The 11,830-nt window shown below is 34.5% G+C and carries 18 protein-coding genes; 13 read left to right on the forward strand and 5 right to left on the reverse strand.

The genetic code is table 11. The annotated features are described in order from the left end of the window. The first annotated feature begins 1 nt into the window (after position 1). The 4 genes from ACH0B5_RS10465 to ACH0B5_RS10480 all read left to right on the forward strand — a co-directional run bounded on the left by ACH0B5_RS10465 (position 2) and on the right by ACH0B5_RS10480 (position 3,629). Complete coding sequence (locus tag ACH0B5_RS10465) at positions 2–796, forward strand: NAD kinase (protein WP_241559269.1); 795 nt, start codon at positions 2–4, stop codon at positions 794–796. A gap of 12 nt (positions 797–808) precedes the next feature. Further along, positions 809–1,717, forward strand: a complete 909-nt coding sequence (locus ACH0B5_RS10470; protein ID WP_122970998.1) for an RluA family pseudouridine synthase — start codon at positions 809–811, stop codon at positions 1,715–1,717. Positions 1,718–1,845: 128 nt separating this feature from the next. Then, positions 1,846–3,222, forward strand: a complete 1,377-nt coding sequence (gene mgtE, locus ACH0B5_RS10475) for a magnesium transporter (protein WP_122970997.1) — start codon at positions 1,846–1,848, stop codon at positions 3,220–3,222. A 74-nt stretch (positions 3,223–3,296) separates the two neighbouring features. After that, on the forward strand, positions 3,297–3,629 hold the full coding sequence (locus ACH0B5_RS10480; protein WP_122970996.1) for a 4-diphosphocytidyl-2C-methyl-D-erythritol kinase: 333 nt from the start codon (positions 3,297–3,299) through the stop codon (positions 3,627–3,629). Positions 3,630–3,676: 47 nt separating this feature from the next. Here ACH0B5_RS10480 and ACH0B5_RS10485 read toward each other — a convergent pair whose 3' ends face one another. Next, positions 3,677–4,189 carry a CotY/CotZ family spore coat protein gene (locus tag ACH0B5_RS10485; protein ID WP_122973378.1) on the reverse strand — a complete coding sequence of 171 codons (513 nt, stop codon included), beginning with the start codon at positions 4,187–4,189 and terminating at the stop codon, positions 3,677–3,679. Between the two features lie 192 nt (positions 4,190–4,381). Here ACH0B5_RS10485 and ACH0B5_RS10490 point away from each other — a divergent pair, with 192 nt between their 5' ends. The 6 genes from ACH0B5_RS10490 to ACH0B5_RS10515 all read left to right on the forward strand — a co-directional run bounded on the left by ACH0B5_RS10490 (position 4,382) and on the right by ACH0B5_RS10515 (position 7,113). Beyond that, complete coding sequence (locus tag ACH0B5_RS10490; RefSeq protein WP_122973377.1) at positions 4,382–4,783, forward strand: hypothetical protein; 402 nt, start codon at positions 4,382–4,384, stop codon at positions 4,781–4,783. Next, entirely contained in the window at positions 4,784–5,239 is a 456-nt protein-coding gene (gene spoVAC, locus ACH0B5_RS10495) for a stage V sporulation protein AC (RefSeq protein ID WP_341361826.1), read from the forward strand. It abuts the gene before it with no gap. Then, complete coding sequence (locus tag ACH0B5_RS10500; protein ID WP_122973375.1) at positions 5,233–6,228, forward strand: beta-ketoacyl-[acyl-carrier-protein] synthase family protein; 996 nt, start codon at positions 5,233–5,235, stop codon at positions 6,226–6,228. The genes spoVAC and ACH0B5_RS10500 overlap by 7 nt, the downstream gene beginning before the upstream one ends. 10 nt (positions 6,229–6,238) lie before the next feature. Further along, the gene (gene spoVAE, locus ACH0B5_RS10505) at positions 6,239–6,607 is read left to right on the forward strand and encodes a stage V sporulation protein AE (protein WP_122973374.1); all 369 of its coding nucleotides are present in this window, start codon (positions 6,239–6,241) and stop codon (positions 6,605–6,607) included. Positions 6,608–6,674: 67 nt separating this feature from the next. Further along, complete coding sequence (locus ACH0B5_RS10510) at positions 6,675–6,851, forward strand: YjcZ family sporulation protein (RefSeq protein WP_174232710.1); 177 nt, start codon at positions 6,675–6,677, stop codon at positions 6,849–6,851. A gap of 13 nt (positions 6,852–6,864) precedes the next feature. After that, positions 6,865–7,113 (forward strand): stage VI sporulation protein F, encoded by a 249-nt coding sequence (locus tag ACH0B5_RS10515; RefSeq protein WP_122973373.1) that lies wholly within the window; start codon positions 6,865–6,867, stop codon positions 7,111–7,113. A gap of 80 nt (positions 7,114–7,193) precedes the next feature. Here the strand turns inward: ACH0B5_RS10515 and ACH0B5_RS10520 are convergent, their stop codons facing one another. The 3 genes from ACH0B5_RS10520 to ACH0B5_RS10530 all read right to left on the reverse strand — a co-directional run bounded on the left by ACH0B5_RS10520 (position 7,194) and on the right by ACH0B5_RS10530 (position 8,946). Continuing rightward, the gene (locus ACH0B5_RS10520; RefSeq protein ID WP_341361827.1) at positions 7,194–7,625 is read right to left on the reverse strand and encodes a GNAT family N-acetyltransferase; all 432 of its coding nucleotides are present in this window, start codon (positions 7,623–7,625) and stop codon (positions 7,194–7,196) included. 4 nt (positions 7,626–7,629) lie between these two features. Then, positions 7,630–8,145, reverse strand: coding sequence for a YjcG family protein (locus ACH0B5_RS10525; RefSeq protein ID WP_122973371.1), 516 nt, complete (start codon positions 8,143–8,145; stop codon positions 7,630–7,632). An 81-nt stretch (positions 8,146–8,226) separates the two neighbouring features. After that, positions 8,227–8,946, reverse strand: a complete 720-nt coding sequence (locus ACH0B5_RS10530) for an alpha/beta hydrolase (RefSeq protein ID WP_122973370.1) — start codon at positions 8,944–8,946, stop codon at positions 8,227–8,229. 141 nt (positions 8,947–9,087) lie between these two features. Between ACH0B5_RS10530 and ACH0B5_RS10535 the strand changes: the two genes are divergently transcribed. The 3 genes from ACH0B5_RS10535 to ACH0B5_RS10545 all read left to right on the forward strand — a co-directional run bounded on the left by ACH0B5_RS10535 (position 9,088) and on the right by ACH0B5_RS10545 (position 11,225). Beyond that, a complete protein-coding gene (locus tag ACH0B5_RS10535) occupies positions 9,088–9,669 on the forward strand; it encodes a phosphatidylglycerophosphatase A family protein (protein ID WP_122973369.1) in 582 nt (193 codons plus the stop codon). A gap of 518 nt (positions 9,670–10,187) precedes the next feature. Next, on the forward strand, positions 10,188–10,391 hold the full coding sequence (locus tag ACH0B5_RS10540; protein ID WP_122973368.1) for a hypothetical protein: 204 nt from the start codon (positions 10,188–10,190) through the stop codon (positions 10,389–10,391). Between the two features lie 417 nt (positions 10,392–10,808). Continuing rightward, positions 10,809–11,225 (forward strand): hypothetical protein, encoded by a 417-nt coding sequence (locus ACH0B5_RS10545; RefSeq protein ID WP_122973367.1) that lies wholly within the window; start codon positions 10,809–10,811, stop codon positions 11,223–11,225. Between the two features lie 186 nt (positions 11,226–11,411). Here ACH0B5_RS10545 and ACH0B5_RS10550 read toward each other — a convergent pair whose 3' ends face one another. After that, positions 11,412–11,747: a hypothetical protein gene (locus tag ACH0B5_RS10550; RefSeq protein WP_122973366.1), complete on the reverse strand. Its 336-nt coding sequence runs from the start codon at positions 11,745–11,747 to the stop codon at positions 11,412–11,414. Positions 11,748–11,830 lie beyond the last annotated feature (83 nt).

The following is an 11,830-nucleotide window of genomic DNA, read 5'->3' on the forward strand; positions in this document are numbered from 1 at the left end:
ATTGAAATTTTCTATTCAATCACGCAGAGATTCTCAATCGAATGAATTAATGGAACTTGCCAAAACGTATTTACAAGATTTTGGACTTGTCTTAGATGATGAAGAGCCGGAAATTGTTATTTCCATTGGTGGAGATGGGACGCTATTGCATGCCTTCCATCGCCATTCCCATCGTCTAAATGAAGTTGCCTTTGTTGGGATTCATACAGGTCATCTTGGTTTTTATGCTGACTGGAAACCGTCAGAGTTAGAGAAATTAGTATTATCAATAGCGAAAAATGAGTTCAATGTTGTGGAATATCCTTTGTTGGAAGTGCAAGTCCATACCCATCACGCCGAAACTGCAAATTATTTAGCTTTAAATGAGGCAACAATCAAATCTCCGGATGTTACGTTAGTAATGGATATTGAACTTAATGGGAATCAATTTGAGCGATTCCGTGGAGATGGCCTTTGTGTTTCAACTCCTTCAGGAAGTACGGCATACAATAAAGCGTTAGGTGGAGCAATTATTCACCCGACTTTGCAAGCATTTCAAATAACGGAAATGGCTTCGATTAATAATCGCGTTTTCCGTACCGTTGGATCTTCCCTTGTGTTACCTGCCCATCATAGTTGCACGTTAAAGCCGGTAAAAGACCAACAATTTACGATGACAATTGATCATATCCATCTCATCCAGGATGATTTAAAATGCGTTACTTTCAAAGTAGCAAACGAAAAAGTACGATTTGCCCGATTCCGTCCATTTCCATTTTGGGAGAGGGTACATGATTCATTCGTGTCGAATGAATAATGAGGAGAACATATGGGAAAAAGATTTCAATTACAATTCCAAGCGGAAGTAGATGGCCAACTTTTGCGGGATGCCATTAGTCGCCAAGGTATTTCTAGAAAAGCTTTAACATCGATTAAATTTAATGGTGGTACGATCCATGTTAACGGTGTGGAGCAAACTGTTCGTTATGTTTTAAAAAAGGGCGATCAAATTACAATTATTTTTCCAGAAGAAAAAGTAAGTAGTGGATTAATTGTAGAATACGGAAAATTGAATATTGTCTATGAAGATGAGGCATTGCTTATTTTAAATAAGCCTCCCTTTATGAATACAATCCCATCTCGGGAACAACCAACAGGTAGTATTGCCAATATGGTGAGTGGTTACTTTGAAGGGCAAGGTATTCCTTCTACTGTACATATTGTTACAAGACTTGACCGAGACACTTCCGGGTTACTGTGCATTGCAAAACATCGCCATATTCATCATTTGATGGGGCTACAACAAAGGAATAAGATGATCAATAAACAATACGAAGCGATGGTCCACGGTCATGTCGTATTAGATGAGCAAATTGTTGAAGCCCCAATCGGACGAAAAGAGACAAGTATTATAGAAAGGGAAGTTCGACATGATGGTCAATATTCCCGAACCGATGTTAAAGTCTTAAAAAGAGGGTATATGAAAAATGGAGAGCCGATTACCCATGTAAGGTTAAAGCTTCATACCGGAAGAACCCATCAAATACGTGTCCATATGGCTTATCTTGGTCATCCTTTAGTTGGAGATGAGCTATATGGAGGAAGTCGAGAGCTGTATAATAGACAAGCCCTTCATTGCGTTTTACTTGAAATGAACCATCCATTAACAGGAGAGAATTTACATTTTTCCAGTGAAATACTTGAATCGATGGCACGGTTATTGAATCATGAAAGTTGAAGATGTTCGAGTACTCGAACATCTTTTATTTTTCTGATGGAATTATAAAAATATTATGATGTTTTAAAAATAGGTTTACGTAGAAGCAAAATCCACCTATTATAATAACTTGAGAGGAGGGGACATGTATGGTAGAGCAACAACAAAATAAAAATGAAGAACTATATAATGTAGAAGAGTTACGTCAATATTTACTGGAAGGTAATATTGAAAGTTTCCGTGAAAGCTTTTTAGAACTTCATCCATATGATCAGGCACAATTTTATGAGAAGGTTGGACCTGACATACGTAAAACAATCTATCAATTCTTGTCTCCTCAAGAAATGGCTTTAATCTTTGAAGCAATTGAATTAGAAGATGAAGAATATGAACAATTTTTAAAAGAAATGGACACTGTATATGGGGCAGAAATGCTTTCTTATATGTATACCGATGATGCGGTGGACGTTTTAAATGAATTAGATGATGAACACCGTGAAAGCTATTTAGAAATTATGGATAGTGAAACGGTTGAAGAAATTAATGAGCTCCTAGCATATGAGGAATATACTGCTGGTGCCATTATGACGAAGGAATACGTTTCGATACTTGAAAATTCCACTGTACGTTCAGCCATGACGGTTCTTCGTAATGAAGCACCGAATGCGGAGACGATTTATTATGTATTTGTTGTGGATGAAAATCATTGTTTAACAGGCGTTATTTCGTTACGTGATTTAATTATTTCCGACGAAGATACGTTAATTAAAGATATTATGAACGAACGTGTTGTCTATGTAAAAGTTTCTGATGACCAAGAAGACATCGCGCAAATTATGAAAGACTATAACTTCCTTGCCATTCCGGTTGTAAATGAGTCAAATAAATTAATAGGGATTATTACAGTCGATGATATTATCGACGTTATCGATGAAGAGGCTTCCGACGATTATTCAAAGCTAGCTGGTGTAACGGATATTGACGATATTGAAGCAAGTCCCTTTAAAGCGGCAACAAAACGATTGCCTTGGCTCATTATGCTACTGTTTTTAGGAATGATAACGGCAACTTTAATGGGTCAGTTTGAAGAAACGTTAGATAAAGTTGCTTTACTCGCTTTATTTATTCCGCTCATTTCCGGTACTTCAGGGAATAGTGGGACACAAGCATTAGCTGTAGCCGTGCGCGGTATAGCAACAGGCGAAATTGATGAAAAAAGTAAAATGAAGATGTTGCTTCGGGAAGTGCTAACAGGATTAATAACAGGAATTGTTTGTGGGTTAATTGTCGTCGGGATTATTTTCGTATGGAAACATACGTTAGTTGTTGGGTTATTAGTAGGGGCGGCTATCAGTTGTTCAATATTAGTTGCTACGATTGCCGGTTCCTTTATTCCATTATTAATTCATAAGCTTGGAGTAGACCCTGCTGTCGCTTCAGGTCCTTTTATCACAACCCTTAATGACGTAACGAGTATATTAATCTACCTAGGATTAGCTACAACATTTTTAGGACAGTTGAGTTAACTTTAACAATGGAGGTGGCGTGATTCACGAAAAATTTCATTTTGCATATTTATAAGTAAAAAAGGATGTGTAAAATGGAAGAACCTTTATTGTTTATTCCAACTCCGCCGTTTTATTATATCGAGTTGGATAAGGAAGAAACGCAACAGTTTTTTGAAGAAAGTACTTCTGTCTATGAAATTTCTCGATCAGAGAAAACAAATTCGGTCATTGCAAAACAGCTTTATTATTTTTGTCAGCCAGTTAGAAAGAAAAGTGGACGTGTTCTCGTATTAAATTTACGAAATAACGAAAAAGTAATTGGTGTGATTGAAGAATTTGATGGCTATCAAGTGAAGATGAAAGTTAATGAAAATGTGGAAGTCATTAATGGAACAGATATTGTATCGATTTCTACAAAATATTAATAAAAGTCGGCAAATCCTATTGGATTTGCCGACTTCTTTTTTTCATGTTAGTCACAAATGTGTAAGTTTGTATCTTTAATACATTGAACTCCTGCAAATGCTGAAAGATCTACTGTTAAACAAGTTTCTGTTTTCTTGAAGTCGCATACGTCTGGGATTAAACATAAAGATAATCCTGTTTCATCTTCATTTAATAAACTTACTTCGTCACCTTCAGACATATCAACTGGAGCAACTACACGTAATGTAGCACAGCAATCAAAGGCATCTTCCACTCTGAAGAATGGTGATGGATGCATTCCACCTAATTTTGATTTATACCATGCAAAGAACGGTAAGCCATTTGTATTTAATAACATGAATACTCGAGTATCTGCTTGTTGTCTTGATGGGAAAGCAAGACCACCTAGTGGTTCTAAGAAGCAGCTTGTGCCACAGCCGTCACAGTCGTCGTTTACTGCTTGATTTTGTATATCTAATATTGTTTTTACAACTTCACAAACACACCCTTCATGATGATGTGATGTGCCACCGATATTATTATTTCTTCCACAACCCATTATCATTTCACCTCACTTTATCATAGCTTCAATCTACAATATGTCATTTTGAAAAGGAAAACCGGGCGATAGTTTATAGGCGTTTAAAATTCCTCACCATTTTTATGAAAAAAATTACCCTTTTACCTAATTGGACGCACTGAATAAATTCGCTTTTTCATGAGCATAATGGGTTAAAAAGGGGGTTGAATTTTGAAAAAATTGGCATCACTTTTATTTGTCCCATTTTTTTTAATCGGATGTTCAAATGAACAAACTATTCAAGTAACAGATTTAGCTGCTGATGAGGAGAAACGAGTTGAAATTGAGGAATCGATACGTAATCAGGAAGAAATATATTCAGCAACGGCTATTTTTGTTAAAGATGAATTATTAGTTTCCATTCAAGTAAATCCTTGGCTCGGATTTAAAGAACAAAAAGTAGAAAAAAGACTTCAAAAGGAAATTGAAGAAAAATACCCCGATTTAAAAGTTCTTGTATCCTCAGATTACAAATTGCATTGGGAATCCCAGAAGCTTTTAGAGGAAGAGAATGAGAAAAAAATGGCGGATGAAATTAAAAAGTTGAAAGATTTAGCAAAGGAGGAAACATAAATGGATCCGCAAGAATATCAACAGTTGGAGCAACAAATGACTCCTCCTACTCCGTACTTTAAAAATGTGCTAAAAGCCTTTTTTGTTGGAGGTATTATTTGTACGATTGGACAAGCAATTACTTATTTATATGTAATCTTTTTTAATTTTACAGAACAAACTGCTGGTAATGCGACAGTAGCAACGATGGTTTTTATAGCTATGATATTAACTGGATTAGGTTTATATCGGAAACTTGGTCAATTTGCAGGGGCTGGTAGTGCAGTACCGGTAACAGGATTCGGTAATGCGGTTATTTCAGCTGCAATCGAAGGGCGAACAGAAGGATTTGTTCTTGGTGTAGGAAGCAATATGTTTAAATTAGCTGGCTCTGTTATTTTATTTGGTGTCGCTTCCGCTTTTTTTGTAGCTCTTATTAAACTTATTTTAGTATCGGTGGGCGTGCTAGAATGGTAATTTTATTCCCATCAAAACCATCAATTCTTGCTTGTGGAGCCGTAGCAGGGCCAGTTGAAAGAAAGAGTGTATTTTATTCATTTTTTGACTCTGTCATTGAAGATGAAAGATGGGGACAAAAGACGAATGAACAAGGTCACTCTCAAATGATTCAAGAAGCTTGTGACATTCTAATGAAAAAAGCCAATATAAACAATTTAGATGTGGATTTCTTTTTAAGTGGAGATTTAGTCAATCAAATGACACCTACCAATTTTGCAGCTCGAGAACTGGCTATTTCCTTTATTGGATTGTTTTCAGCATGTGCTACATCTATCTCTTCTGTTATTATTGCCAGTCTACTTACGGAGCTAGGAGCTTCGGAGCTGGCTATAGCAGGAGCTTCGAGTCAACATAATTCTATTGAACGACAATTTCGTTATCCAATTGATTATGGTGCTCAAAAACCTGCCACTTCTCAATGGACAGTAACGGCAGCAGGTTATGCCCTTGTTGGAAAACATAATCCTAAATATCCTTCGATTGTAGCGGGGACAGTAGGGAAAGTAGTTGACTATGGTGAAGTAAGTCCGTTTCATATGGGAGGAGCAATGGCGCCTGCAGCTTATGACACGATTACTTCCCATTTGAAAAAACGTCATCAAAAAATAACGGATTATGATCTGATCATGACTGGAGATTTAGGGAAGATAGGATTAAAAATTTTAAAAGCGATGTTTGCTCAAACGGGTGCCAAACAGGAAGATTTAGATATATTAAGGGATGCTGGAGCAGAGTTTTACGGTGATGATAAGACGTTTCAAGCTGGAGCTAGTGGCGCTGGGTGTTCAGCATCCGTATTTTTTAGCTATATTGAACAGCAACTTAAAATAGGACGTTATAAAAAAGTATTACTAGTTGCGACAGGCGCTCTACTCTCTCCAATGTCATTTCAACAAGGGGAGACAATACCTTGTACTGCGCATGCAATCGAAATAACGATGGAGTGAGGCGAGAGAAATGCTTTTTTTTAACTTTTTAATTGCATTTATTGTTGGTGGATTCATTTGTGTTATTGGCCAATTATTAATGGATGTTTTCAAATTAACACCCGGCCACACATTATCAATATTAGTTGTAGTAGGTGCCGTTTTAGATGGACTCGGTTTATATGAACCGTTAATCGACTTTGCAGGTGCAGGAGCAACTATTCCGATTACGTCCTTCGGGAATTCCTTAACCCACGGTGCTTTAGCTGAAGCAGAACGGCACGGTTGGGTTGGTGTATTAACAGGAATGTTTGAAGTAACAAGTTCCGGTATAAGTGCTGCAATTGTATTCGGTTTTATTGCAGCGTTAATTTTTAAACCAAAAGGTAAAGCAAATTAGACAAATAACCCTCCTTCTCTTTGTATACCGACATAGTATACAAAGGAGAAAGGAGGGATTTTTTTTGATGTGTCATAAATGTGGAGGGCAAGTAAATCCAACTTATGATTTTAATTATTGTGGTTCCAGTCAAGTAAGTCCTGCATATGATATGGGGGATGGCAAAGGATATAAAGGATCTGCATTTGTATTAATTGTAGTATTATTTATTTTATTAATTATCGTAGGTAAGTGTTATATGTAAGGAGGGGAGTTAAATGCAAAACCCTTTTTTCAAACAAATTGAAAGCAAAACAGGTGTAGATATGGAAGAAATATTTGCACTTGCGAATGCAATTCAACATGCAGACTTTTCCAATGAGAAGCAAGTTCGTAAAATCATTAAAAAAGTAAGCAAGTTAGCAAATAAACCTGTATCGAAAGAATTAGAAGATCGAATTGTAAAATCGATTATGCAAGAAGGTAAATCTTTAGATTTAAGTAAAATTCAAAAAATGTTAGGCTAACGTAAAAGCAGTCACCTACTTCGCCCCCTAATTGTTAGAAGTACTAACAATAAGAGAGGCAAAACAAAAGGTGACTGCTTTTATTTTATCATTTTCTCCATAGCACGATGGGGAATTCCTGCATCTAAAAATTCTGGAGAAGTAACTTCATAATTTAATTTTTCGTAGAATGGAATAGCGTAGCTTTGGGCATTTAACTTAAGTTTTTTCCACCCTTTAGCGATTGCATAATCCTCTACCTTTTTCATAATAAGAAGGCCAAGCTTCTTTCCTCTATATGGTTGTAATACACAAACACGTTCAACCTTTCCAACTTGACTTTCAATTTCGCGAAGTCGAGCTGCTGCAATCGTTTTATCTTCATCATTGACAATGAAGTGGATAGCTGTAGCATCATGTTCATCTAGCTCTAAATGTTCAGGAACACCTTGTTCTTCAACGAAAACTTTTCTTCTAACGGCGAATGCTAATTCCAACTCTTTTTCATTTTCTACTGTTTTTACTTCAAACATAATACTATTTCGCTCCTGTTAGACGGAATGTTTCGTAAGTAGTCCAAGAACCATCTTCTAATTGGTAAACTAGGTGAATTCGGTCAATTGTTTCTTGTTCATCGACACCAACCATTCGTAATTGACCAAAAATATCACCATGTTCTGTTTCAGTTAAATCTTGTGCTATGGTGATATGTGGAATAAAAACATGTTTCGGTTGGCCGATATTTAATTGTTGTTGGATATCTTCATGTAAATTTTTTAATTGCTCTGTTGGTTCTATTTTGAAATAAATAACATTTGTCGTTGGGAAGAAAGAACTGATACGTGATGCATGGATCGCTAAAGGTCCATAATTTTGTGCAATTGAAGCAACAGTTTGAGAAATTCGGTTAATTTCATGATCATCGGCTTCAAAAGCTTCTTTTAACGTAATGTGCGGTGTGATTTTGGAATAATGGGAATCGTATCGTTTTCGATACGTATTAGCTAAATCTTGCAATCTTTTTGACGGAAATGCGACGATACCGTATTTCATAGTTCATTGCCCCCTAAAATTCTAATTTATAAAAGAATTATAACAGATTTCAAATATTTAGACATTTTTTGGGCATAATTATTAACTGAAATTTTCAATTAATGCCCGCTTTAAATCTGGCTTCCAATATTTCCATGTATGGTTGCCTTCGAACTCTTCATAAAAAGTTTTGAACCCTTTTGATAATAATAATTGATGGAGTTTTCGATTAGGTGTTAAAAAATCTTTTATTTGTTTATCGGTTGTTAATACCTTATCTTCTTCTTTACCAATAATATGATAAATGGAAATGGTGTTACTATTTTTCGATTGTTCTACAGTGTTTAAAACGTGTTCATCCACATATGGTGATTGTAATATCGCTTTACTAAATATATTAGGATATTTTATTGCAGCCATTAAAGAAACTGTCGCAGCCATAGAATCTCCAATAAGTCCTCTTGAAGAACCTAACTGATAAGTGGAATATTCTTTATCCAAATAAGGAACTAATTCATGGGCTAAAAATCGTAAGTAGGCCTCATGGTATTTTCCTGTTGGAATATATTTATTTTTCCTATCTTCGACGTTTTTATAAGGGATTCCGACAATTATCATATTTTCGATTTCATAATCATCCAATAATTGATCTGCCAGACGAGTAATCCCTCCTAATTGGAAGTAATCTTTCCCGTCGGATGCGATTAAAATGTTATATTTATTTAGTGGTGTATAGTTTGCAGGCACATAAATTAGTAATTCGATTTCTTCTTGTAATGCGTTACTGAAAAATGGAATATCTTTAATAGTTCCTTTGTTCACGAAGGGGCCCTCCTCTTCAATCGTAAGTGTATCGAAATTGTATCATAAACCAATCACAACGTGTACTATGTTTGTAAGTCATCGAATGGGTTTCTAGTAGAATAATTTACAAAAACAAAAATGGGAATGAGGATGAAAACCATGCATGATAAAAATATTCGAGTACCTTCAAAAGAAGTAACAAAAGCAACGAAGGAAGCGTTAGAAAAACGTGGCGTAAAAGTAGAAGACATAGCTGAAATTGTTTTTAAAATGCAGTCTCCTTATAATGAAGGGTTATTAATAGAACATTGTATCGATTCCGTAGAGCGAGTATTATGTAAACGAGAAGTACAACATTCAGTCTTAGTAGGAATTGAATTAGATATATTAGCTGAAAAGAAATTGCTGTCAGAGCCATTACAATCCATTATCGCTTCTGATGAAGGTCTATTTGGGGTAGATGAAACATTGGCATTAGGTTCGGTGATGACCTATGGTAGTATTGCATTAACAACCTATGGTCATCTAGATAAAAATAAAATTGGCATTATAAAAAAACTTGATACGAAAAGCGGTGAAGGTGTACACACCTTTTTAGATGATTTAGTTGCTAGTATTGCCGCATGTGCCGCATCAAGAATCGCCCACCGTACTCGGGATTTAGAGGAAGAGGGAGAAACTTTTGCAGATGTTCCTCCTGTCATATTAGATTCAACCGATAAATCCAATACAGAGATGTAAAGAGATATTTGGACAAAAAATAAAAAACTACATAAATATATACATCATTATTTTGTACATATTTATGTAGATGTATAATGACTATAACAAGTGATTTTTTTGGTCATTTGAAAATTAGCAAAAATGTGAGGAATAGTATGAAACCATCTGATATAAAAACTTTAATTTCGAGTGGGGTAATTATTATAGCGGTCATTTTATATTTACTGTTTAAATAGATGATTGTCATACCAATTTGGACTAGCAATATTAGCCTTAATCTCGCTGGAGAAGTATAGAATTTTTGATATAAAAGAGTTCAGGCCAATCTTTTTTGTCTTTTATTTGGTGAATAAATTTTAATAATAGAAGGAGAAAAAAGATGAAGAAAATATTGCATATAGCAGTAACTTTCTTGCTTGTATCTATATTTTGTTCAACTGCTACTTCAACTGTTAACACGAATGATGCAATATTGATTTATCTCTAATCCCTTATGAAAAAATCATGACGAAGCTTAGTAAAGAATATGGGTACACATGTACATTCAAGAAAAAAATAAAGAAAAATTTTATTATCGTATTTCAAATATGACTCCGAAACAATTTGAAATACTACTAAGGGAACAATATAAAGAATCGCATATAATCGTAAACACTTATGATCGTGCTGAAAACGGTGGCTTTTACCCTACACCAATTCCAAAGGCGGATAAAATAATCCCTGCTGTTCCGTTGAATTAGTTTGGAAAGAACTAGATAAATGAGACAAAGAGTAACGCCCTACTAAGAATCGTATTTATACATTTGATTCTTAGTAGGGCGTTTATTTATAGAACAGTAATACATTAATGTAAATTCATTTATAAAATATAAAGATATACATTTTTAGGGATTTTCCACATCAGAATACAAGGGACAGGTAATGATTAGCTTATTATCGATTGTATTTTCGTTGAATATTACAAATTATCTTGAAAGAAAGCAATTAAATTTATTATTTACGAATTGTGCGACTGTTTTATAGGGATATTTAATTAGATTTTCTGGTTTTAAAAATGGTATACAACTATATAAAGGTCTAAAGTTCTATTTGTTTTTATAAATGAAACTTCCAATATTTTGAATCGTATAAATATTTAAATAAAGGAGGGTGAGATGATGAGAAAAACTTTGGGATTATTATTTTTAAGTATTAGTTTAATTTTGACTCTAATAGCGTGTACAGAAAGTGATGAAGTTAAGTATGAGGCAAAAGCAAGTGATTTTGAAGGGGAAGGGTTTGAAAGGAACAGTCAAAGGATTGTAGTAATTGATGATGAGCTTGTGATTTACGCTGCATATAATAATCCGGAATCTAAAAACAAAACAAGTATCGATAAATTATTAGAGTCTGATGATGCTGTCCCAGGTGAATTTTATGAAAAAAGATATAAAAATGTAGAAATTAAAACTCAACAGGACATGTATTTCATTACTGCTGATGGGTTATCATTAACTTTCAAAAAAACTGGGGAGCGAACTGTTACTGATGAAGAAGGAATGGAATATTATACTGGGAAATATCCAGAAGAATAAATTAATAAATTAATAAATAACGAATAAACAATTGAAAGGAAATATAAAAATAGGTGGAGAGAAGAAAAATGCTCTCTCTACACCTATTTTTTTGATACATATAATTTAATAGAAAGAGGGCTATCCCGCAGTTTATGTTATATGACTTTTGAGAAAATACTCTTATTAATTTAAATTAAATTACAATTATTTCACTTCTGGTTTAATTGAATTACTTTCAAAAGGGCCTTTTAATAAGTACCCATTGTAAGTTCCATACCATAGTCCATTTTTATGCTTCATATAAGATCTAAAATATAGATATCCTGAATATCCACCGGAGCTATACCATATAGCATTTGGGAAGTCTAAATAGTTGGTTCTACTAATTTCAATTTCGTAAAACTTCTGCTCAATTGCTGCTGTAACTTTTGACTTTGGAGTGAAAGTTGTTTCTGTAAGTAGCGTAGAAGCATTAGTACTAATACCAAAAGAACTTGATAGTAATAATAGGGTTCCTACTGTCAAAATGATTTTTTTCATAATTAACCTCCCTCTATAAATGTTGTTGTACCAACGGTTTGAACCATTGATCACGTGTTAAAAAAATATTTTTCGACAAAGGT

The organism is Ureibacillus sp. 179-F W5.1 NHS (genome assembly GCF_045369345.1).
GTDB classification, from domain to species: Bacteria; Bacillota; Bacilli; order Bacillales_A; family Planococcaceae; genus Ureibacillus; species Ureibacillus halotolerans.